Here is a 22,743-nt window from a genome sequence, read left to right as displayed (position 1 = left end):
GTTCGCGGGACCTTCGTCCGTGTCCGGGCAGCCGATCGGGACGCGACCCCGCGCGTCACCGGCTCGCGGTCACACGTCCCAGGTGACCGGGAGGCTCTTCAGCCCGTGCAGGTCCGCGGTCTCCGGACGCAGTCCGGCCTCGACCTCCTCGGCGGGCACGGCCAGGCGCAGCGTGGGGAAGCGGTCGAACAGCGCGGGCAGCGCGACCCGCATCTCGACGCGGGCCAACTGCTGGCCCAGGCACTGGTGGATGCCGTGGCCGAAGGCCAGGTGCCCGCCCTCGCGCCTGCCGATGTCGAGGACGTGGGGGTCGGTGAAGCGCTCGGGATCGCGGTTGGCGGTGTTGAGCGACAGGAGGACCGTCGTACCGGCCTCGATGGTCCGGCCGCCCAGCTCGACGTCCTCCAACGCCGTCCTCATGAACATCTTGGCCACGCTCAGGTACCGCAGCAGCTCCTCCACGGCCCGGTCGGCGAGCGCGGGGTCGGCGCGCAGCGCGGCCAGCTGCTCCGGGTCGCGCAGCAGGGCGAAGGCGCCCAGCGCCAGGGTGTTCGCGGTGGTGTCGAACCCGGCCGCCAGCAGGACCAGGCTGATCCCCTTCAGCTCCTCGTCGCTCAGGTCGCTGTCGGTGAGGTCGCTGAGCACGTCGTCGGTGGGGTTCGCGCGCTTGGCGGCCACCAGTTCCGCGAGGTAGCGCTGGGTCGCGGTGTAGGCCGCTGTCAGGTCCTCGTCGCTCGTCTCCCCGTTCATGAACTTGTCGATGTTCTCCTGGAAGGAGCGCCGGTCCTCGTACGGCACCCCCAGCAGCTCACAGATCACCATGGTGGGGACGGGCTTGGCGAACGCGGTCACCAGGTCCGCCGTCGGTCCGGCCGCCTCCATGGCGTCCAGATGCTCGGCGGTGATCTCCTCGACGCGCTCGGTGAGCAGCCGCATCCGCCGTGCGGTGAACCTGCCCACCAGCGGTTTCCTGTAGCGCCCGTGCTGCGGCTCGTCCATGAGGAGGAACTCGCCGGGCGGCGCCGGAGGGACCTCGATATCGCCGTAGTCGATCAGCGGGTGGTGGCGCATGAGCTCCTTGCGGGAGCTGAACCGCGGGTCGGCCAGGGCCGACCTGACCAGGTCGTAGCCGGTGACCAGCCAGCCCTGGTGGCCGTCGGGGAAGGGGTAGCGGCTGATGGGGCCGTGCTCGCGCGCCTCGGTCAGCTCCTGGGGCGGGTCGAAGGGGCAGCCGGGTCGGCGTGCCGTCGGCAGCGCCGTGACGGTGTGGAGGGGGGTGCTCATGGTCGTTCCTCGTCTGGTGGTGGTGGTGCGTGTCCGGCACGGTCGGGGGACCGCGCCGCGTCGTCGTCCTCGCCGGGGTCCGGTCGGCCTCCGGGCCGACCGGGCCGGTCGTCGCTGGTCTCCGCGGCCGGCGCCGCTAGGCCGCGGGGTCGCGGTTGTACAGCTTCCTGGCCCACAGGTAGGAGACCAGGGCGATGCCCGCGCACCAGGCGACCGCGATGACCCCGCTGTCACCGGTCCCGGTGCCCGTCAGCAGCCCGCGCAGGGTGTCGATGATCGGCGTGAACGGCTGGTACTCGGCGAACCAGCGCAGGCCGCTCGGCAGCGTCTCGGTGGGCACGAAGCCGCTGCCCAGGAAGGGCAGGAAGAGCAGCGGCATGGGCAGGTTGCTGGCCGACTCGACGGTCCTGGCGAACAGGCCCAGCGCCACCGACAGCCACGTCAGGGCGAACGAGACCATCGCCAGCAGGCCGACGACCGCCAGCCACTCCGCCGGGCCCGCGCTGGGCCGGAACCCGATGAGCAGCGCCACCGCGGTGACCATGCCCGCGCTCAGCATCGCCTGGACCAGACTGCCGACGACGTGTCCGGTCAGGACCGACACCCGGGCGATGTCCATGGTGCGGAACCGGGCGATGATGCCCTCGGTCATGTCCATCGCCACCGAGATGGCCGTCCCCTGGGCCGCGCTCACCACCGCGATCAGGATGATCCCGGGCGCGATGTAGTCGAGGTAGTCGGCGCGGCTGGCCGCGGCCCCGCCCGCGCCGGGGCCCATCGCGCCCCCGAAGACGTACACGAACAGCAGGAGGAAGAAGATCGGCATCCCGGCCAGGAGCAGCGTCATGGACGGGTAGCGCAGCATGTGCCGCAGCTGGCGGGCCACCATCGTGGCCGAGTCGCCGACGGCGTGGGTGAGGGCGGTCATCGGTGTGCCTTCCGGGTGTTGTCGTCGGCGCTCCGGTGGCCCGTGAGCGCGAGGAAGACGTCGTCGAGGGCCGGGGTCCGCACCGACAGCTCCTCGGGGGTGATCGACGCGGTGTCGAGGCGGTCCAGGAGGTCGCGCAACGAGGCGACCCCTCCCCCGCCGGGCACCCTGAGCGCCAGCGCGTCGGTGTCGGCCTCGCCGCCCAGGACCCGGGCCGCCGACTCCAGCGACTCGGCCCCGGCGAAGCGCAGGAGGACGTGGCCGCCGGGAACGCCGCGCTTGAGCTCGGCGGCGGTGCCCTCGGCCACGATCGTGCCGTGGTCCAGGACCGCGATGCGGTCGGCGAGCTGGTCGGCCTCCTCCAGGTACTGCGTGGTGAGGAAGACGGTGACGCCGTCGGCCACGAGGTCGCGGATGATCTGCCACATGTCCCGGCGGCTGCGCGGGTCGAGACCGGTGGTCGGCTCGTCGAGGAAGATCAGTCGCGGCTCGCCGACCAGGGTCATCGCCAGGTCGAGGCGGCGGCGCATGCCCCCGGAGTAGGTGGAGGCGGGCTTTCCCGCCGCGTCGACGAGGTCGAAGTGCTCCAGCAGTTCGGTCGTGCGGCGGGCGGCGCGGCTCCGCCCCAGGCGGTGCAGCCGCGCCATGAGCGTCAGGTTCTCGCGGCCGGTGAGCAGGCCGTCCACCGCCGAGTACTGCCCGGTGACGCCGATCGCGGCGCGCACCGCGTCGGGCTCCGTCGCCACGTCGTGCCCCATGACCCGGGCCCGGCCGCCGTCGGCGCCGATCAGCGTGGACAGGATCTTGACGATGGTGGTCTTGCCCGCGCCGTTGGGCCCCAGCAGCGAGAACACGGTTCCCTCGGGGATCTCCAGGTCGACGCCGTCCAACACGGCGTGGTCTGCGTAGGACTTGCGCAGTCCGGTGACCGTGACGGCCGAACGGGGGGTGTGCCGGTTCATGTTCAGTCTCGTCTCTGTCTGTTCAGGAACGGTGGACCAGGACGTCGCCGTGGACGCTGCGGGCGCGGATCTCGACGGTCTCCTCGGCGGGGCCGGGGCCGTCGGCGGCCTCCAGTGAGCTGCGCACGACGCCCTTCTTGGACACCGCGTCCAGCCAGGCGGCGGTGCCCTCGCGGACGCCGATCTCCAGTTCGCCGAAGGCGGTCCCGATGTCGACGCCGCCCCGGACCACCTCGCCGAGCCGGACGCTGCCGTGGTGGGTGCGCGCGGTGACGGAGGCCAGGGTGCGGTCGGCGGTGATGTCACCGTGCGCGGAGTTGGCCCGCAGGTCCCCGGTCACCGTGCCGAGGGTGAGGGCCCCGCCCGTGGACCTGACCACGGCGGAGCCGTCGATCTCTCCCGCGCGGATCCAGCCGTACCCCGTGGTGAGCTCGGCGTTGCCGGTGACGCGGTCCACGGCGATGTTGCCGTGGGAGAGGGCGATCTCGGACGCGCCCAGGGGCCCCTCGCAGCGGACGCTGCCGAAGCCGCCGGTGGCGTGGACGCGCGAGCCCGCGGGCAGTTCGACGGTGATGTCGACCATGCCCTTGCGTCCGATCACACGGCCCAGGCCCGAGGGCTGGGGGTCCCTCACCTGGAGGCGGCCTCCGGCGCACTCGACCTCGACCTGCTCGGCGGCGCGCACGTCGCTCTCCTTGGTGGTGTCGCGCGGACGGACCTCGACGGTGGTCTCGGCGCGGCCTCCGGCGCTGATCTGGAGGTTTCCGGCGACGAGGGTGATGTCGGCGGTGACGGGTTCGGGGGTGTCGAAAGTTGGCATGGCTGTCTCCCTGACGTGGCGCTGGTGAACGTCTCCGCTGGTGGGAGACGCGGTGATGGTGGAGGTCCGGCGGCCGGGTCCGGTCAGCGGACCCAGCCGGTGTAGCCGCGGCCGACCTGGCGCGCCCGGGTGTCGGGGCGGCGCCTGCCGCTGTCGAGGGACGCGGTCACCGCGCGCACCAGCCAGGCGTTGACCGACAGCCCCTCACCGCGGGCCGCCTCCTCGACGTGCGGCTTGAGGCGGTCGGGCAGGCGCAGGGTGATCCGCGACGTGCCCCCGTCCTCGGCGTCGGCCCGGAGCTGCTCCGCGAGAACCCGGTCGGCCTGGGTGACGTCACCCTGGTGCGCCTGTGACATCATGGGCCCGTCGGCTTCGACGTCCTCGAAATCGGGTGACGTCACGATGAAGTCGGCCCGCCGTCCGCGCAGCCGGACCTCGACCGAACCGGGCGCGAGCTCACGCGTGATCTCGTCCGCGGCGGCGGAGAGCGCGTCCAGCAGGGTCAGCCGCGCAGCGGGCTCCAGGGCTGCGCTGAGGCGCTCGGCGATGACCCGGGCTTCCTCGTTCCCGGCTTCGGCCGCCACCTGGAGCTGGCGGCGGAGTTCGTCGACATACGGCATCAGTTCCATGACGTCATGATGGCGTCAGATGTGACGTCATGTCAAGCGCCCGCCGCGCACAGCCGAGCGCCGCACTCCCGCCGGATGGTGCCGCAGCGTCTCGCGGAACCGGGCGGTCTCGGAGGCGGGGTGGGGCGGGGAAGCGCTCTGCGCGGTGCTCATCGGACTCTCCCTCGGTGCTGGGGAACGCGGCGTTCAGGCGGCGTGCGCGGAAGGCCGGGACCACCGCCCGGTCGGCGGCCGGGCAGCGGCCCGACAGCGGTCGGGCCCGTGGAGGCGGACAGGCCCGGGAGGCGGACGCCCCGGGGCGGCGGCTCCGCGATTCCACCGCTCCGCTCAGGGATCCTTCCCTTCAATCTACTTTTACAACCAAAAAAGTAGGAAATAACGCGACGGCCAGGACTCCGAACGGCGCCTCTGACGGCGCCGCCGCAGCGGTCCCGCCCGAGGCCGCCTCAGGCCGCTCCGGAGGCCTCCGGCCGTGGGCGGGGCCACCGCGGGCGCCACGAAAGCAGGATCGGCTGGACTCCGGATTCGACCAAGTGGACAGGAACAACGTCGTTCCTTGACGCACACAACCGGGCACACTCCGTGTCGACCACCGGAATCCGCACGGAGCCCGGAGCCCGCCCCGGACGGCCGCGGAAAATCCCCGCGACCCTCCGGCGGTCTACTTGGCCACTATTCCTACCAACATGGTAGATTTACCTCCATCGCCACAACGGCGCCCGGTCCGGCGCCCGCGGCGGACCGGGACCGGGCTCCGCGTCCGGGCCGGACACCGCGCAGACCTCCACCGCCCCGCGTATCCCTCCACACCGGAAGGCCCACATGCGCACTCTCATCCTCCTCGCCGTCGCGGGATTCTTCGCCCAGCTCGTCGACGGCAGTCTCGGCATGGCCTACGGCGTCACCTCCACCACCCTGCTCCTGCTCTTCGGCACCAACCCGGCCGCGGCCTCGGCCACGGTCCACCTCGCCGAGATCGGCACCACGCTGGCCTCGGGCGTCTCGCACTGGAAGCTGGGCAACGTCGACTGGAAGGTCGTCCGGCGCATCGCCCTGCCCGGCGCGATCGGCTCGTTCGCCGGAGCGACCTTCCTGAGCTGGCTGTCCACCGAGGCCGCCGCGCCGATCATGTCCGGCATCCTGCTCGCGCTCGGCCTCTACATCCTCATCCGCTTCACCGCGTGGGGCACGCCGACCCGGAACCTGGACAAGCCCCTGCGCAGGCGCTTCCTGACCCCGCTCGGCCTGGTGGGCGGGTTCGTCGACGCCACCGGAGGCGGCGGCTGGGGCCCGGTCGGCACCCCCGCCCTGCTGGCCAGCGGGCGCATGGAGCCGCGCAAGGTCGTCGGCACCATCGACACCAGCGAGTTCATCGTCGCCCTCGCCGCCAGCCTCGGCTTCCTCGTCGGTCTGGGCGCGGCCGGGATCAACGTCGGCTGGGTGCTCGCGCTGCTGATCAGCGGTATCGTCGCGGCGCCGATCGCCGCCTGGATCGTGCGCTACATCCCGCCCCGCATCCTCGGTTCGCTGGTCGGCGGGCTGATCGTGCTGACCAACACCCGGACGCTGCTCGGCACCGAGTTGCTGGCCCTTCCCCCGATGGCCCAGACGGCCGTCTACGTGATCGTGTGGGCGGCGTGGATCGGCGCCGTGGTCTGGTCGCTGCGCGCCCACCTGGTCGAGCGCCGCACTGTTCCCGCCGCACCGGAGGAGGGCGCGGAGCCGACCGCGCGCAGCGCCTCCGAGCAGCAGGGGCGGCACTCCTCCGACACCGCCTCCTGAGGGGGCGCCCCGGCGCGGGGTGCCCCGGCCTCCGGCCCGGGCGGCGGGCGGGTCAGTCCAGCTCCCGGGCCAGCAGCGGGATCTGGCCGCCCGCCAGAACCGCCTCGGCCTGCGCCGGGGAGAGCTGGTGGTCCAGCCGGTACTCCTCGTCCCTCGTCGTGTTGCGCACGGTCAGCTCCGAGCCGGAGGACAGGGCCTCCTCCAGGCCGTCCAGGACGAGGACGTCGCCGGAGTCGACGCGGTCGTAGTCGCCGGGTTCGGTGAAGCGCAGGGCCAGCACCCCGAAGTTGGCGAGGTTCTGCCAGTGGATGCGGGCGAAGGACTTGGCGATCACCGCCCGCAGACCCAGGTAGCGGGGGGTGATCGCCGCGTGCTCGCGGGAGGAGCCCTGCCCGTAGTTCTCCCCGCCGACCACGATGTGCCCGGCCCCCTCGGCGGTCTCCTCGGCCCGGCTCGGATAGTCCTCGTCGATGCGGGTGAAGGTGAACTCGGCCAGCCTGGGCACGTTGGAGCGGAAGGGCAGCGCGTCGGCGCCCGCCGGGGAGATCTCGTCGGTGGAGACGTCGTCGCCGACCTTGAGCAGCACCGGCGCCTCGATCCGGTCGGGCAGGGGCGGGAAGTCCGGCAGCGCGGAGATGTTGGGCCCCTTGACGAGTTCGACCCGCTCGGCCTCCTCCGGCGGCAGCGGCGGGACCAGCATCGCGGTGTTGACCGCCGACCGCTCCGGCGGCCGCAGGTCGGGATGGTCCAGGTCCAGTTCCCCTGCCAGGTCGCGCGGGTCGGTGATGACGCCGGTGAGCGCGGAGGCGGCGGCCGTCTCCGGGGAGCACAGCCACACCGCGTCCTCCTTGGTGCCCGAGCGGCCGGGGAAGTTGCGCGGGAAGGTGCGCAGCGAGTTGCGGCCGACGGCGGGCGCCTGGCCCATGCCGATGCAGCCCAGGCATCCGGCCTGGTGGATGCGGGCCCCGGCCTGGATGAGGTCGAGGGTCGCTCCCGTGCGGGTCAGGTCGGAGAGGATCTGGCGTGAGGACGGGTTGACGTCGAAGCTGACCGCGCTGTCGGTCTGGCGGCCCCTGACCATGGCGGCGGCGACCGCGTAGTCGCGCAGCCCCGGGTTGGCGGAGGAGCCGATGACGACCTGGCTGACGTCGGTGCCCGCCACCTCGCGGACGGGGACGACGTCGCCGGGCGAGGAGGGCCGGGCGATGAGCGGCTCCACCCCGGACAGGTCGATCTCGTCGGTCACGTCGTAGTCGGCGTCGTCGTCGGGCAGCAGCTCGGTGAAGTCGTCCTCGCGCCCCTCGGCGCGCAGGAAGTCGCGCACCGCGCCGTCGGAGGGGAAGACCGTGGTGGTGGCGCCCAGTTCGGCGCCCATGTTCGCGATGACGTGGCGGTCCATGGCAGTGAGCGCGGCGACCCCGGGGCCGTGGTACTCGATGATCCGGTTGAGCCCGCCCTTGACCCCGTGCCGCCGCAGCATCTCCAGGATGACGTCCTTGGCCGAGGTCCACGGGGGCAGCTCGCCGGTCAGGCGCACGCCCCAGATGTGCGGCGCCCGAACGCGCAGCGGGCGCCCGGCGATGGCCATGGCCACCTCCAGGCCGCCGACGCCGACCGCCAGCATGCCCAGCGAACCGGCGGCGCAGGTGTGGGAGTCCGAGCCGACCATCGTCGCGCCGGGCACCCCGAAGCGCTGCATGTGCGTGGGGTGGGAGACGCCGTTGCCGGGCTTGGAGTACCACAGGCCGTACCGGCGCGCCGCCGAGAGCAGGAACGCGTGGTCCTCCGCGTTCTTCTCGTCGGTCTGGAGCAGGTTGTGGTCCACGTACTGCACGCTGACCCCGGCCCGGGTGCGGTCCAGGCCGAGGGCCTCCAGCTCCTGCATGACCAGGGTGCCGGTGGCGTCCTGGGTGAGGGTCTGGTCGACGGAGAGCCCGATGACCCCTCCGGGCACCATCTCCCCCTCGACCAGGTGCGCGTCGATCAGTTTGCGCGCGACTCCGCGTCCCATGGCGTTCTCCCCTCGTCCGCCTCCCCGCCCCTGACCGCGCGGGCGCGCCGCAAACGGGGCGCCGCCGGTCCGGCGCGCGGCGGACCGGGCCGGGGCGGCCCGTCCTCGGGCTCCGCGGGGGAACCTCCCATGAGGGGGTTGTCACACGGGGGTGTGGTTCCTACCATGGTGCCCGTTCATCGAATCGATTCGACGACCGCGCACGACCGCTCGTCGAATCGCTTCGACAACGCTGTGTGGGGTGAGGGAGGCCGCGATGGTGACCATCAAGGACGTCGCCGCGGCGGCGGGCGTGGCCCCGAGCACGGTGTCCTACGTGCTCAGCGGCTCCCGCCGCGTCTCCGAACGGACCCGGTCCGCGGTGCGGACGGCCATCGACGAACTGGGCTACCACCCCAACGCGGGCGCGCGCTCCCTGCGCAGCGCCCGCACCCGCGTGATCGCGCTGGCCCTGCCGCTGGCCTCGTCCGGCTACCTGCCGGTCGGCGGGCGGTTCATGTACGGGCTGAGCCGCGCCGCCGGGGAACTGGGCTACGACCTGCTGCTCCTGACCGTGCGCGACGACGACGCCGGGGCGCACGGGCTGGAGCGCGCCGCGCGCAGCAGGCTCGCCGACGTCGCGGTGATCATGGGCGTGGAGATGGAGGACCCCCGCATCGGCGCGATGGACGCGCTGGGGTTCCCCGTGGTGGTCCTCGGCCGCCCCTCCGACGAGGACGCCGCGCCCTGGGCCGACCTCGACTGGGAGGAGGCCGCGGTCGCCTCACTGCGCCTGCTGCACGGCGCCGGGCACCGCGACCTGTGCTTCGTCTCGACCGTGGAGGAGGACATCGCCTCGGGCCGCAGCTACTCCGTGCGTGGTCTGCGCGGGGCCGAACGCGCCGCCGCCGAACTCGGCGTCCCCGTGCGCGTCCTGCCCTCGGCGAAGGACCCCGCCGAGCTGTACCGGCGGCTGGACGCGCTGCTCGACGGGGAGCGCCCGCCCACCGCGCTCGTCCTCCAGCACCCCGCCGCCGTGCCCGGCGTCCTGCGCCACCTCGCCGCGCGCGGCGCCGACGTGCCGGGGGACGTCTCCCTGGTGGCCGTCGGCAGCTTCCCCGAGGACCTCGCGGGACTGGACGTGACCCGGATCGAACTGCCCGTCGAGCGGATGTCGGCCGCCGTGACCCGGCTGGCCGCCGAGGCCGCGCGCGGCAGCCCGCCGCTCCCGGGAGGACGGCGCGAACTCATCCCGCCCGAGATCACCCCCGGGGGGACGGTCGCCGCTCCCCCGCCCTGACCCCCACCAGCCCCGGCGACCCGCTCGCCGGACCCGACGGCCGGTCGCGGCCCCGGCGGCGCCAGCCCCCGACGCGACGCGGCCGGCGCGCTGACACCCGCCCCCGCCGAGAAGGCCCCCCGACATGCACGAACACCTGCACCGACACCCGTACCGCCCACTACGAACGGCGTCGGCGGCCGCCTGCGCCGCGGCGCTCGCCCTGACCGGAGTCGGCTGCGCGGCCGAACGCGACCCGAGCGTGTACACCATCATGGACTCCAGCACCGACGAGCCCTACCACACCTGGGACCAGGAGGCCATGGACGCCTGCGGGGACCGGGTGGGCGTGGAGGTGCGCCACATCAGCGTGCCCGCCGACCAGCTCGTGCCCAAGGCCCTGCGGATGGCCTCCTCCGACTCGCTCCCCGACGTGCTCAACCTCGACGGCTCGGACCTGCCGCAGTTCGCGGCGGCCGGGGGCCTGGTACCGCTGGAGGAACTCGGCATACCCACGGACGGCCTGTCCGAGGGCGCCCTGTCCATCGGCAGCTACGAGGGCGTGTACTACGGCGCCGCCCGGTCGGTGAACTCCCTCGGGCTCTTCTACAACACGGCCGTCCTGGAGGAGGCGGGCATCGACCCGCCCGGGACCTGGGCGGAGCTGGAGGAGGCCGCCGCCGAGCTGACCGGGGGCGAGCGCTACGGCCTGGCGATCAGCGCCCTGGCCACCGAGGACGGCGTCTACCAGTTCCTGCCGTGGCTGTGGTCCAACGGCGGCGACGAGAGGGAGCTGGTCTCGCCGGAGTCGGTGGAGGCGCTGGAGTACGTCACCTCCCTGGTCGAGGCGGGGTCGGTCTCCCCCTCGGTGGTCAACTGGACCCAGGCCGACGTCAACGACCAGTTCATCGCGGGCAACGCGGCCATGATGGTGAACGGCCCCTGGCAGCTGCCGGTCCTGCAGGAGCACCCCGACCTGGAGTGGGCCGTGGCGGAGATCCCCGTGCCCGAGGCCGGGGACACCTCGGTCGCGCCGATCGGCGGAACCACCTTCACCGTGCCGGTCAACGCCGAGGACCCCGACCGCGAACGCGTGGCCGCCGAACTCGTGGCCTGCCTGACCACGGCCGAGGCGCAGCTGGACTGGTCGACCAAGGGCAGCAACGTGCCCGTCGACACCGAGGCGGCCGAGCAGTACCGCGACCTGGTCCCGGAGCTGGCCCCGTTCGTGGACCAGGTGCGCACGGCGCGCAGCCGGACCGAGCACGCCGGCACCGAGTGGAACGCCTACTCCCAGGCCATCGGCACCGCGCTCCAGGCGGCGCTCACCGGCGAGGCGGGCCCGCGGGAGGCCATGGAGCGCGCCCAGGCGCGGGTCGAGGCGGAGCTGGAGGCCCGGTCATGACGGCGACGACAACGACGGCGACCGCGGGGGCGGCGACCCCACCGCCCGGGCGCCGGAACCCCTCGAAGCAGGACCTCACGAAGTGGCTGTTCGTCGCCCCGGCGCTGCTGTACATGCTGCTGTTCTTCGGGTACCCGCTGGTCCGCAACGTGGTGATGAGCTTCCAGGACTACACCTTCGCCACGTACTTCACGGGGGAGGCGCCGTTCAACGGGCTGGACAACTGGCGGGCGGTCTTCGCCAACGAGCTGTTCGGCGCGTCCCTGTGGCACACCCTGCTGTTCACGCTGGGCTCGCTGGCGGGCCAGTTCTGCATCGGCATGGCGCTGGCGGTCTTCTTCAGCCGCCGCTTCCCGCTGTCGGGGATCATGCGCTCCCTGCTCCTGCTGCCGTGGTTGATCCCGATGGTGGTGGCCGGAACCGTCTGGCGCCGGGTCCTGGACCAGGAGACCGGCGTGCTGAACGAGTCGCTCCAGGCACTCCAGATCACGTCCTCGGCCGTGCCCTGGCTGAGCAGCCCCGACTTCGCGCTGCTGTCGGTGGTGCTGGTCAACATCTGGATCGGCATCCCCTTCAACATGGTGATCCTCTACGGCGGGCTCCAGGAGATCCCCGCGGAGCTTCGCGAGGCGGCCGTGCTCGACGGCGCGGGCCCGCTGCGCACCTTCTTCGGGGTGACCCTGCCCCTGCTGCGGCCCGTGGTGACCGTGGTGCTGGTGCTGGGCTTCATGTCGACCGTGAAGATCCTGGACCTGATCCTGGCGCTGACCAACGGCGGTCCGGCGCACTCCACGGAGACCCTGGGCACCCTCACCTACCAGCTGTCCTTCCTCCAGCTCGACTTCGGCCAGGGGGCCGTGGTCGGCAACGTCCTGATCCTCGTCAGCATGGTGTTCGCGGTCATCTACCTGCGCGCCAACCGTGGAGGTGTCACCCGATGAGCGCCGCACCCGAGAGCACCGCCGCACCCGCACCGGCGGGCCCGACCCGGAGCGGCGGGGCTCCGGCCGCCGCGCGGCCCCGGCGCCCGCGCATGACGCGCGGGGCGCGGGGCGACGCCGTGAGCGTGGTGTTCGGCGTCCTGGCCCTGGCCGTGCTGCTGTTCCCGCTGTACTGGATGGTCAACACGGCGCTGCAACCGGGCGCCGCGATGGTGGAGCTGCGGTGGTTCCCGCGCACGCTCGACCTCGGCAACTTCCAGCGGGCCTGGGAGTCGCAGGCGGGCAACCTGCTCACCTCGATCCTGGTGGCGCTCGGCGCGGTCGCGGTCTGCCTGGTGGTGGCCACCCCGGCGGCCTACGCCCTGGCCCGGTTCCGGCTGCGCGGCGCGGAGACGGTCGTGTTCGCCACCCTGATCACCCAGATGGTCCCGGGCATCGTCGTGGCCAACGCGCTGTACAACGCCTACGTCGAACTGGACCTGGTCAACTCCTACCTGGGGCTGATCCTGGCCGACGCGTCCCTGGGCATCCCCTTCACGATCGTCCTGCTGCGCGCGTTCATGGTGTCCATCCCCGAGGAGGTGCTGGAGGCCGGGATGCTCGACGGCGGCGGACGCCTGCGCGTGCTGGTCTCGATCGTGCTGCCGATGAGCCGCAACGCGCTGATCACGGGCAGCCTGTTCACCTTCCTGTTCGCGTGGTCGGACTTCCTGTTCGCGCTGACGCTGAACACGACCGACGCGGTCAAGCCCGTGACGCTCGGCATCTACGAGTACATCGGCGCGCACGTCGGCGACTGGGGCGCCGTCATGGCCGTGGCCGTCCTCTCCTCGATCCCCGCGGCGGTGCTCCTCGTCGTCGCGCAGAAATACGTGGCGGCCGGGATCTCCGGGGGGTCGATCAAGTGACCCGCCGCCCGCGCCACCGGCGAACCGAGACCACGACGACAGGGAAGGGACGCCCATGAAGTTCACCGACGGCTTCTGGCAGATGAGGGAGGGCGTGCGCGCCAACCGCGCGCACGAGGCCCGCGACGTGCGGGTACGCGACGACCGTTTCACCCTCTACGCCCCGGTGCGCCCGATCGGGCACCGGGGGGACACCCTCAACACACCGCTGATCACGGTGGACTGCTGGTCGCCCGCGCCCGGTGTGATCGGTGTGCGGAGCACGCACCTGGCGGGCTCGGTCCGGCGCGCGCCGGAGTTCGACGTGCGCAGCGACCCCGGCGCCGCGCCCTCCGTGAAGCGGGACGGTTCCTCGGTGGAGCTGACCAGCGGGGACCTGTCGCTGCGGGTGGCCACCGAGGGCCCCTGGCGGATGGAGTTCCGCGCGGGCGGCACCGTGCTGACCGGCTCCGACGCCAAGGGCACCGCCTTCATGGAGGACGCGGACGGCTCCCACCACATGCTCGGTCAGCTGTCGCTGGGGATACGCGAGCTGGTGTACGGCATGGGCGAGCGGTTCACGCCGTTCACGCGCAACGGCCAGACCGTGGACATCTGGCAGGCCGACGGCGGCACGAGCAGCGAGCAGGCCTACAAGAACGTGCCGTTCTACCTGACCAACCGGGGCTACGGGGTGTTCGTGGCGCACTCGGGACCGGTGTCGTTCGAGGTCGGCTCGGAGTCGGTGGGCCGCGTGCAGTTCAGCGTGGAGGACCACGCCCTGACCTACTACGTGATCCACGGGGAGAGCCCCAAGGAGATCCTGGCCCGCTACACCGCGCTCACCGGGCGCCCCGCGCTGCCGCCGGAGTGGTCGTTCGGACTGTGGCTGTCCACGTCGTTCACCACCTCCTACGACGAGGACACGGTCAACCGCTTCATCGACGGCATGGCGGAGCGGGGCGTGCCGCTCAGCGTGTTCCACTTCGACTGCTTCTGGATGCGCGAGTTCCACTGGTGCGACTTCGAGTGGGACCCGGAGCTGTTCCCCGATCCCGTGGGCATGCTCTCCCGGCTCAAGGGGCGCGGGCTGCGGACCTGCGTGTGGATCAACCCCTACATCGCCCAGCGGTCGGCGCTGTTCGAGGAGGGCTCCCGGCTGGGGCACCTGGTCCGGCGGCCGGACGGGACCGTGTGGCAGTGGGACATGTGGCAGGCGGGGATGGCGCTGGTGGACTTCACGTCCGCCGACGCCCGCGCGTGGTACGCCGGGAAGCTCAAGGCCCTGCTCGACATGGGCGTGGACTGCTTCAAGACCGACTTCGGCGAGCGGGTGCCGACCGACGTGGTGTGGTCGGACGGCTCCGACCCGCAGGCCATGCACAACTACTACACGCACCTGTACAACGAGACGGTGTTCGACCTGCTGACGCGCGAGCGCGGTGAGGGCGAGGCCGTCCTGTTCGCGCGCTCGGCCACGGCGGGCGGGCAGAGCTTCCCGGTGCACTGGGGCGGCGACTGCGCCTCGACGTTCGAGGCGATGGCGGAGAGCCTGCGCGGCGGCCTGTCCCTGGGGCTGTCGGGGTTCGGCTTCTGGAGCCACGACATCGGCGGCTTCGAGGGCACCCCCGACGCCGCGGTGTTCAAGCGCTGGCTCGCGTTCGGCCTGCTCTCCTCGCACAGCAGGCTGCACGGCAGCCGCTCCTACCGGGTGCCGTGGGACTTCGACGAGGAGTCCACCGAGGTGGCCCGCGTGTTCACCCGGCTCAAGTGCGCGCTCATGCCCTACCTGTTCGGCGCGGCCGTGCAGGCCCACCGGGAGGGGACGCCCGTGATGCGCGCGATGCTGCTGGAGTTCCCCGACGACCCGACCTGCCACCACCTGGACACCCAGTACATGCTGGGTGAGGACCTGCTGGTCGCCCCCGTGCTGAGCGCGGACGGCTCCGTGGAGTACTACGTCCCCGAGGGCGTGTGGACCCACCTGCTCACGGGCGAGACGGTGCGGGGCCCGGCCTGGCGCCGCGAGACCCACGGGTTCGACTCCCTGCCCCTGCTGGTGCGGCCGAACGCGGTCCTGCCGGTCGGCGCGGTGGACGACCGGCCCGACTACGACTACACGGACGGGCTGACCCTGCGCGTGTACGGGGCCGGGGAGGCGGCCCCGGCGTCCACCACGGCCGTGCCGTCCGCGGACGGCTCCGCCGCCGCGGTCTTCCGGACCGAGCGCTCGGAGGGCGGGGTCACCGTGGAGGCCCAGGCCGCTCCGGCCCACGGGTGGCGGGTGCTGCTGGTCGGCGCGGGCGGGGCCGAGGCCGACGTTCCCGGCGCGGAGGTCACCGTGACCGGCGAGGGCACCCTGGTGTCGGTCCCGGCCGGTACCGCCCGCGTGGGCCTGCGCCTGTCCTGAGACGGGCCCGGTCCCGGACCGCGTCCGGTCCGGGACCGGTAGCGCACGGGGGAGGACCTGACGCGCGCGTCCGGAACCGGACCCCCGCGGCGGTCCCGGACGCGGGTGCCGGGAGAGGGGGGAAGCGCCCCGACACGGGAGGAGGCCCCCGGCGCGGTGCGCCGGGGGCCTCCTCCGTCACGCGCGGCGGGTCAGGCGTCCGCGCGCAGGCGCCGCACGAACGGCGCGCACAGCACGGCGACGACGCCGAGGCAGCCGCCGATCACGAAGGCGTCCTGGGTGCCGAGGGCCTGCGCCTCGGCCGGGCCGACCGAACCCGCGGCGGTGGCCGCGCCGATGGACATGGCCGCGATGAGCAGGGCCGTGCCCGCGGCACCGGCGAGCTGTTGCAGGGTGTTCATGATCGCGCTGCCGTGGCCGTAGAGCCGGCGCGGCAGGGAGCTCAGGGACAGCGTCATCAGCGGTGTCATCAGCATGGCCATGCCGACGCAGAACACCACGTGCATGGCCACCACGGTGCCCAGGCCGGTGTCGGCGCCCACGGTGCTCAGCCACCACTGGCCGCCGCACAGCAGCAGCGCGCCCGGGATGACGAGGGGACGCGGGCCGACCCTGTCGTAGACGCGGCCGATGACCGGTGACAGCACGCCCTGGACCAGGCCGCCCGGGAGCAGCAGCAGGCCGGTGGTCAGGATGCTGACGCCCAGCCCGTTCTGGAGGTAGATGGGCAGCACCACGACGGTACCCAGCATCGTGGCCATGCAGACGACCACGATGGCCAGGGAGACGCGGAAGTTGTGCACGGCGAACGGGCGCAGGTCCAGCAGGGCCGCGTCGTTCCTCTGGAGGCTCCGCTGGCGCACGGCGAACAGCACGAGCGCGACCACGCCGACCACCAGGGCGAGCACCGGCGCCCAGGCGCCCTCGACGACGGCGCCGACGGAGGCCAGGCCGTAGACCAGGCCGCCGAAACCGAACGCGGAGAGCACGACGGAGAGGACGTCCAGCGGAGCCCTGCGGGTCTCGTTCGCGGCCCGGATGAAGACGACGCCGATCACGAAGGCGACCAGCGAGACGACCAGCATGAGGCCGAACACCCAGCGCCAGCCGAGGGATTCGGCGACGAGCCCGGAGACGGTCGGGCCGATCGCCGGGGCCACCGAGATGACCACGGAGTTCAGGCCCATCACCGTGCCCCGGTAGGCGACCGGCACGGTGGTGAGCGTGGTGGTCATCAGCAGGGGCAGGATGATCGCGGTGCCGCAGGCCTGGATCACGCGCGCCAGCAGCATCACGGCGAAGCCGGACGCGACGGCGGCCAGGGCCGTGCCCGCGATGAACAGCACCAGCGCGGCCGTGAACAGCGTGCGCGTGGTGAACCGCTGGAGCAGGAAGCCGGTGGTCGGGATGACCACGGCCATGGTCAGCATGAAGCCCGTGGTCAGCCACTGCGCGGTGGTGGCCGCGACCCGGAAGTCCTCCATGAGCTGGGGCAGCACGACGCTGAGCACCGTCTCGTTGAGGATCATGATCAGTGCGGAGACCGCCAGCACCGCGATGACCGAGGCGACGCCCCTGGTGGAGGCACCCGCGTGGGCGGGTCCCTTCTTGGTCGGGAGCTGCTCCCGATGGTCGACGTTGGTCATGTGCACCTGTCCGGAGTCGTGATGTGACCCCCAAGATGTCACAATGTGCCAAGTTGTCGTAAGCTGACATCACTCTTTGTGTCCATCGTCACCGCGAGGACCCCTGTGCTAGGAAGAGGGCATGAACGACGCCCCCCTCGACCTGCGCGCACGGCGCCGCCTCGACACCCGCCAGGAGATCCACCGGGTGGCGCTCGAACTCTTCGAGGCGCAGGGGGTCAGGGAGACGACCGTCCAGCAGATCGCCGAGCGGGCGGGCGTCTCGTCGCGCACCTTCTTCCGGCACTTCGCCGCGAAGGAGCAAGCCGGGCTGCCCGGCCACCACCGCCTGCTCCGGGTGATCGAGGAACTGGACCTGTCCGGCGCGGACCTGCCCTCGGCGCTGCGCGCCGTCGAGTCCGCGGCGGAGGGGGTGATGGACCGCAGGAACGACCCGGAGCTGGCGGAGCACCGCCGCGTCGCGCTGCTGCTCGCCCGCGAGCCCGAGCTCCGGGCGCTCGCGGCCTCGCAGGAACGGGAGCTGGTCGCGCGGCTGCGCGCCCGCCTCAGCGAGGGGCTGGAGGACTGCGAGCCGACGGCGGCTCTCCTGGCCGCCGAGGTGGCCGTGGCCGTGTGGCGCGCCTGCTGGGAGAGGTGGGGCGAACTCGCGGTGGCGGGGCACGAGGCCGACCCCGCGGAGCTGTACCGCGAGTGCCGGGAGGAGTTGCACCGCGTCGTGGGCCGCCCCTGACCCGTGCCCCTTCGCGACGGGGGTCGCGGGCCCTCCGGCTCGGCGCCCCCGCCGACGGTTCCCGGCCGCCCCTTCCCCACCGCCGTCATCCAGCGCGGCGGCGACGGGAACGGCGCCCGCGGGCGGGCGGTAGCGCGTGCCGTCGCCGGTGGACGCGGTGTGTGACCCGCGGGCCCTACGCCGCCTCGTCCAGAGCCGGGGCGGCGTGTCCGGCCAGCCTCCGGTGCAGGTACCGCAGCCCCTCGGCGGTGACCCGCAGCTGCGGCCTCCCCGGCATGCGCCTGCCCGTGCGGGGGTGGTCGTAGGACATGGGCCGCAGGCGCAGGTGGCGTTCGTGCCGGGCCTTGGGCACGTCGTCCTCCGGGGAGACCATTCCGCTGTCGCGGATGAAGGAGAACAGGCGGCGCTGTCCGGTGGAGATGGCGGGGTCCCGGTTGAGGACGTGCGCCGCCTCGCGTACGGAGTAGTCACCGTCGGCCGAGACCAGGACGTTCCACGCGCGGGCGGCGGACGCGGTCTCCCCCGCCGCGGCGTGCGCCCGCAGGGCCCGGCGCGCGGCCGCGGAGACCTCACGGCCGAAGCGGTCGAGGGAGGCGAGCGCCTCCGGGGTCATCGCGCCGAGGTCGGCGTCGGCCAGGACCTCGTCGTACGGCATGTGTTCGATGTGCTGCACCGCTCCTCCCCACGGCCTCCGCTCCCGCCCGCTGCCTCGGGCACCGGAGCGGCGTTGCGGCGGGCCCTCACCACCGGCCCGCACTGCTGTCGTGTATTCCAACGCGAACGCGCCGCGTTGCATTCCCCGAAAACGCTCCGGCGGACCTGGCGGGAAGAGGGTTGGAGCAGCCCGTCGGAGCAGGCCGGACCGCCCGCCCGCACGGGCTTGGCGCGCCCTGGACGCGCGGTCCGATAAAATGTTTCCGTCCACCTCGGAAATGGAATACACGCCGCCGAGAAAACCTTTTTCCGACGTTTCGAAGGCGGTACAGAAAAAGGTTTCCCGCCTTTTCCGGCACGAGAGGACTCCCCGGACCGGGGCGGCCCCCGGCGCGCCGCGCCGGGGCCCGTCCCGCGCCGCGCCGCCGTCCGGGGCCCGGCGGGCGCGGCGCCGTCACTCAGCCCGCGCGGACCGGGCGCGACCGGAGGGCACGCGGGCGGACGAAGGCCCGGCGGCGGTCCCGGGTGCGCAGACGGAACGCCACCCCCGCCACCGCCACCGCGGCCAGGAACCACGCGGGCCCCAGCAGCAGGTACGGGAGCGGCACCGTGTCCTGGAAGCCCGCCGCGACCCCGGTCTGCATGGGGCCGTAGCCGGGCAGGTAGCGCACGACGTCACTGTCCGAGGACGGGTTGGACACCGGGTTCTGCAACCCCATGTCGATGATGGACAGCATGACGATGCAGAACATGCCCTCCAGCTCCCCCCGGAGCAGGGCCGCCAGCATCACCCCGATCCCGCCGAAGGCCAGCGCGGCCCCCACCAGGGAGAGCCACAGCATGAACGGCTGCTGGGGGACCCAGTACCAGCAGATCACCGCCACCGCGTAGGCGCAGACCAGCGCCGAGGCCGTGACCAGCGCCGTGAGCTTGGCCGCGAGCAGGTGCAGGCGCGGGTACCCGGCCATCGCCAGCCGCTGGTCGAACCCGAAGGAGCGGTAGGTGACGATGAACATCATGAACCCGACGATCAGCGTGACGGCGTTGACGGCGCCGGAGATCTTGCTGACGTGGTTGCCGTGCACGGTGACGGTCTCGCCGGTGGCGCGCAGGAGGAACCGCACGTCGGCCTCGGCGATCACCAGGGAGACCAGGGTGATCCAGGTGGGGATGAAGAGCACCACCAGGATCAGCGCCAGCCGGTTGCGCAGGTGCTCCAGCAGGGCCATGCGGGTGGCGGTGGCGTAACGGGCCCAGGCGCGGCGCATCACCGGCCCCCAGCCGCCGCCGCGGGGGCCGGGGGGACCGGCGAGGACGCCGCGTCCACCAGGCGTCCGCCCTCCAGCCGCCACAGGCGGTCGAAGCGCACCGTGTCGAAGGCGATGTGGGAGACCACCAGCACGGAGCGTCCCCGGTCGCGCAGGTCGGCCGCCAGCCGCCAGAACCGCTCGTAGGTGTCCCAGTCGAACCCCTGGTAGGGCTCGTCCAGGAGCAGCAGGTGCGGGTCGTGCATCAGCGCGAGGGTGAGGTTGAGCTTCTGCCGGGTGCCGCCGCTGAGCGTGGAGACCCGGTGGTCGAGGTACTCGGCGAACCCGAGGACGTCGAGGAGTTCGCGGGCGCGGGACAGGTCGGGCAGGTCGTGCGCGACCTGGAAGAGGCGCAGGTGCTGGGCGACGGTGAAGGCCGGGTTGAGCACCGTGTGCTGGGGGCAGTAGCCCAGGCTGCCGGGGTGGTCCACGGTGCCGCGGTCGGGGGCGAGGACGCCCGAGAGGATGCGCAGCAGGGTGGACTTGCCGGAGCCGTTCTCCCCGACCAGTCCGGCCAGGCAGGCCCCGGGGAGTTCGAGTTCGGCGCCGCGCAGCACGTGGTGGCGGCCGTAGGACTTGTGGACGCCGCGGACCCGCAGCGCGGGCGTGGGGGTGGGTGCGTGTGTCATCGGTCTGCTCACTCGTGAGGAGGGGGTCGGGGGGTCGCTACTCGCGTTCCCGGCGGGCGGCGTAGGCGCCGAGGGCGCCCATCATGACGGAGGTCCACGTGCAGGGCACCAGGTCCCGCAGGGGCTTCCACGTCCGCTCGACCAGGCCCTGGGCCTCCCCGGTGCAGGCGGCGACCGCGCCGCACTCCTCCAGGGACGCCGCGGCGGCGGCCACGGTCGCCTCGTCGGCGTCTCCGTCGCGCACCGAGTACCAGAGCTCGCGCGTCCGGCGGGGCGGCAGCAGGGCCACGGCGTGGGCCAGCGGCATCGTGACCTTGCCCGCGCGCAGGTCCTCGGCGGTGTGCTTGGTCGCCGAGCGCCCGCCGCCCTCGGCGGGCGCGGTGAGGCCGCGCAGGTCCATGACGTCGTCGGAGATCTGGTAGGCCAGCCCCACGGCGTCGAAGTACTCGCCCAGCGCCCGGAACTGCTCCTCGCGGGCGCCGGCGACGAGCGCGCCGATCTCGGCCAGCCCCCGCACGGGCGCCGCGGTCTTGAGCCAGTGGCCCGAGCGCACGCGCCGCAGGAGCGCCTCGGCGTCGCCCGTCTCCACGGCCTCGTCCATCGCGGCCCGGTGGCCCGCGATGTCGATCGCCTGGCCGCCGTGTCCGGCCCGCAGCGCCCGGAGGTAGATCTGGTAGACGCGCAGCCTCAGGGCGGCGTCGTCGGGCAGGACCCGGTTCAGGACGCGGTCCAGCGCGAAGTAGGCCGCCGTCCCGGCGTTGACGACGACCGCGTCGCCGAAGACGACGTGGGCGGCCGGTCGGCCCCGCCGCAGCGGTGAGCGGTCCTCGACGTCGTCGATCATGAGGCAGCCGGTGTGCAGGAGCTCGGCGGCGGCCACCAGGGGCCGGTAGGGCTCGCTGTCGACGCCGAACAGCTCTATGGCCGCCATCGAGACGTAGGAGCGCCAGCTCCTGCCCAGGCCCGCGGTGGCGTGCCGGACCGGGCTCACGAGCGACGCGTGCAGGTCCTCCAGCACCGCGCCGTCGAGCCGTTCGGGACGGTGCTCGGTCCCGGCCAGCTCCGCCAGGGAGCGCGCGTCCGGCTCCGCCGGGTAGAGGCTGTCGATCTCCTGGCGGGTGATCGCGCGGACGCGGGTGACGTGGCGCTCGAAGTCCTCGATCCGGGTGTCGGGGAAGACCTCCCACAGTCCGTGGCCGCGGACCGGGCGGCCGCCCATCGTGCCCTCGGCGTCGGCGTGGGCCTCCAGCCTCCCGGAGGGGGCGGTGACCGAGGCCGCCTCCTGGCGCGGGAACCACGCCGTGGCCCGGAGCCGCAGGTCCAGGAGCGGGATCTCCACGTCGCAGGCCGTGGGGTAGGTGTTGAGTGTGGCCAGGGACGTCCAGGGGAGCAGGCCGCGCAGGGTCGCGGGCGCCTCGACGCGCTCCCCGCCCGGGGAGGACAGCACGGCCGTCGCCTCACACGCGGTCGGGGTTTCGTCGGGGGTGTCGGCCCCGCCGGTGCGGTGGACGGTCAGCTCCCACCCGTTGTCCAGGCGGACGCGGGCACGGGACCAGGAGGCGTCGCGGCCGTCCCGCGCCGGGAGGAGGTCCCCGCCGGACGCGCGCTCGTGCCAGCCCCGGCCCGTGACCCGCGCGAAGCGGTCCCGCAGGCGAAGGACGCCCGTGGCCTCCAGGCTCACGGCCTCCGGGGCGGGGGCGTCCGGGTGCGTGGCCCTCGGGTCCGCGGCCCTCAGGTCCTGGGACTCCCGATCGGGGGCCGTGGAGTCGTGGGCGGTGCGGGCGCGGACCGTGTCGGCGTGCTCGCGCGGACGGCCGCCGTCCCCGGACGCGCTGTCCCCGGCCGGGGACAGCCGCAGCCGGAAACCGGACTCCTCGCCCCGCGCCTCGACGAGGAAACCGCCGCGCCCGTCCCCGCGCACCCACGCCACGCCCCCGGCGTCCAGGTCCAGGGGCTCCTCCCGCCACAGCGCCGCGCGCGGGAGCAGGCGGTCGGGTTCCGGCAGGCGCCCCTGGGAGAGGGCGTCGAGGAGCGCCCGGCGCATCCGCGGGTCGGTGACCCGGTCGGCGCCGACGAGGGCGCGGACCGCGTCGACGCACCCCTGGTCCATCCACGACTCGCCGCCGTGCGCGCGTGCGCGCCGGTCGGCCACGTACCAGACCGCCTGGTGGGCTTCCGGAACCCCGGCCGCCGCCCCGCCGAGGCGGGCGAAGGAGAACACCAGGCCGTACTCGTCCGCGCCGTCGACCAGGCGGAACGCGAACCGCAGCCGTTCGGGCCCGACCCGCGGGTCCGGCGCGTCCGGCTCGGCACCAGGATGCGCCGTTCCCCCTCCCCGCCGCCCCTCGGAACCGTCCCGTGTCCCCGGGCCCCCGCCATGTCCCCACGCGTCCATCGCGCCCACTTCCCGCTCGTACGGCCCGGGGCCACCACCCCGGACGCGAACGGAGAGTATCTGAC

Annotated in this window: 18 protein-coding genes; 7 read left to right on the top strand and 11 right to left on the bottom strand. The window is 73.3% G+C overall.

Features of this window, described 5'->3' with window-relative positions:
• Window positions 1-69: 69 nt before the first annotated feature.
• The 5 genes from ACSTA4_RS02250 to ACSTA4_RS02230 form a co-directional block, all read right to left on the bottom strand.
• Entirely contained in the window at window positions 70-1,284 is a 1,215-nt protein-coding gene (locus ACSTA4_RS02250) for a cytochrome P450 (protein WP_444962283.1), read from the bottom strand.
• A gap of 136 nt (window positions 1,285-1,420) precedes the next feature.
• On the bottom strand, window positions 1,421-2,212 hold the full coding sequence (locus ACSTA4_RS02245; protein ID WP_444962282.1) for an ABC transporter permease: 792 nt from the start codon (window positions 2,210-2,212) through the stop codon (window positions 1,421-1,423).
• On the bottom strand, window positions 2,209-3,174 hold the full coding sequence (locus ACSTA4_RS02240) for an ATP-binding cassette domain-containing protein (RefSeq protein ID WP_444962281.1): 966 nt from the start codon (window positions 3,172-3,174) through the stop codon (window positions 2,209-2,211). Before ACSTA4_RS02240 ends, ACSTA4_RS02245 begins: the two co-directional genes overlap by 4 nt.
• Window positions 3,175-3,196: 22 nt before the next feature.
• A complete protein-coding gene (locus ACSTA4_RS02235) occupies window positions 3,197-3,994 on the bottom strand; it encodes a DUF4097 family beta strand repeat-containing protein (RefSeq protein ID WP_444962280.1) in 798 nt (265 codons plus the stop codon).
• An 83-nt stretch (window positions 3,995-4,077) separates the two neighbouring features.
• The gene (locus ACSTA4_RS02230; RefSeq protein ID WP_444962279.1) at window positions 4,078-4,623 is read right to left on the bottom strand and encodes a histidine kinase; all 546 of its coding nucleotides are present in this window, start codon (window positions 4,621-4,623) and stop codon (window positions 4,078-4,080) included.
• 822 nt (window positions 4,624-5,445) lie between these two features.
• Here ACSTA4_RS02230 and ACSTA4_RS02225 point away from each other — a divergent pair.
• Complete coding sequence (locus ACSTA4_RS02225; RefSeq protein ID WP_444962278.1) at window positions 5,446-6,405, top strand: sulfite exporter TauE/SafE family protein; 960 nt, start codon at window positions 5,446-5,448, stop codon at window positions 6,403-6,405.
• A 52-nt stretch (window positions 6,406-6,457) separates the two neighbouring features.
• On the opposite strand, the gene ACSTA4_RS02220 is transcribed toward ACSTA4_RS02225, so the two are convergent.
• Entirely contained in the window at window positions 6,458-8,416 is a 1,959-nt protein-coding gene (locus tag ACSTA4_RS02220; RefSeq protein WP_444962277.1) for an aconitate hydratase, read from the bottom strand.
• A 256-nt stretch (window positions 8,417-8,672) separates the two neighbouring features.
• On the opposite strand from ACSTA4_RS02220, the gene ACSTA4_RS02215 reads away from it, so the two are divergent.
• From ACSTA4_RS02215 to yicI, 5 genes are all read left to right on the top strand, one after another.
• Window positions 8,673-9,695 (top strand): LacI family DNA-binding transcriptional regulator, encoded by a 1,023-nt coding sequence (locus ACSTA4_RS02215; protein WP_444962276.1) that lies wholly within the window; start codon window positions 8,673-8,675, stop codon window positions 9,693-9,695.
• A gap of 124 nt (window positions 9,696-9,819) precedes the next feature.
• Window positions 9,820-11,079 carry a sugar ABC transporter substrate-binding protein gene (locus tag ACSTA4_RS02210; RefSeq protein WP_444962275.1) on the top strand — a complete coding sequence of 420 codons (1,260 nt, stop codon included), beginning with the start codon at window positions 9,820-9,822 and terminating at the stop codon, window positions 11,077-11,079.
• The gene (locus ACSTA4_RS02205) at window positions 11,076-12,020 is read left to right on the top strand and encodes a carbohydrate ABC transporter permease (RefSeq protein ID WP_444962274.1); all 945 of its coding nucleotides are present in this window, start codon (window positions 11,076-11,078) and stop codon (window positions 12,018-12,020) included. Before ACSTA4_RS02210 ends, ACSTA4_RS02205 begins: the two co-directional genes overlap by 4 nt.
• Window positions 12,017-12,928 carry a carbohydrate ABC transporter permease gene (locus ACSTA4_RS02200; protein WP_444962273.1) on the top strand — a complete coding sequence of 304 codons (912 nt, stop codon included), beginning with the start codon at window positions 12,017-12,019 and terminating at the stop codon, window positions 12,926-12,928. Before ACSTA4_RS02205 ends, ACSTA4_RS02200 begins: the two co-directional genes overlap by 4 nt.
• A gap of 55 nt (window positions 12,929-12,983) precedes the next feature.
• A complete protein-coding gene (yicI, locus tag ACSTA4_RS02195) occupies window positions 12,984-15,317 on the top strand; it encodes an alpha-xylosidase (RefSeq protein WP_444962272.1) in 2,334 nt (777 codons plus the stop codon).
• Window positions 15,318-15,508: 191 nt separating this feature from the next.
• Here yicI and ACSTA4_RS02190 read toward each other — a convergent pair whose 3' ends face one another.
• Window positions 15,509-16,963, bottom strand: coding sequence for an MDR family MFS transporter (locus ACSTA4_RS02190; protein ID WP_444962271.1), 1,455 nt, complete (start codon window positions 16,961-16,963; stop codon window positions 15,509-15,511).
• Window positions 16,964-17,084: 121 nt separating this feature from the next.
• On the opposite strand from ACSTA4_RS02190, the gene ACSTA4_RS02185 reads away from it, so the two are divergent.
• Window positions 17,085-17,693, top strand: a complete 609-nt coding sequence (locus ACSTA4_RS02185; RefSeq protein ID WP_444962270.1) for a TetR/AcrR family transcriptional regulator — start codon at window positions 17,085-17,087, stop codon at window positions 17,691-17,693.
• Window positions 17,694-17,868: 175 nt separating this feature from the next.
• Here the strand turns inward: ACSTA4_RS02185 and ACSTA4_RS02180 are convergent, their stop codons facing one another.
• From ACSTA4_RS02180 to ACSTA4_RS02165, 4 genes are all read right to left on the bottom strand, one after another.
• Window positions 17,869-18,366 carry a phage antirepressor KilAC domain-containing protein gene (locus ACSTA4_RS02180; RefSeq protein ID WP_444962269.1) on the bottom strand — a complete coding sequence of 166 codons (498 nt, stop codon included), beginning with the start codon at window positions 18,364-18,366 and terminating at the stop codon, window positions 17,869-17,871.
• Between the two features lie 439 nt (window positions 18,367-18,805).
• Complete coding sequence (locus tag ACSTA4_RS02175; RefSeq protein WP_444962268.1) at window positions 18,806-19,615, bottom strand: ABC transporter permease; 810 nt, start codon at window positions 19,613-19,615, stop codon at window positions 18,806-18,808.
• Complete coding sequence (locus ACSTA4_RS02170) at window positions 19,615-20,283, bottom strand: ATP-binding cassette domain-containing protein (protein WP_248773246.1); 669 nt, start codon at window positions 20,281-20,283, stop codon at window positions 19,615-19,617. The genes ACSTA4_RS02175 and ACSTA4_RS02170 overlap by 1 nt, the downstream gene beginning before the upstream one ends.
• Before the next feature lie 37 nt (window positions 20,284-20,320).
• Complete coding sequence (locus tag ACSTA4_RS02165) at window positions 20,321-22,678, bottom strand: polyprenyl synthetase family protein (RefSeq protein WP_248773245.1); 2,358 nt, start codon at window positions 22,676-22,678, stop codon at window positions 20,321-20,323.
• Window positions 22,679-22,743: the final 65 nt, after the last annotated feature.

The sequence above is a fragment of the Nocardiopsis sp. M1B1 genome, from assembly GCF_052466615.1.
This window is presented reverse-complemented; position numbering and strand designations above follow the sequence as displayed.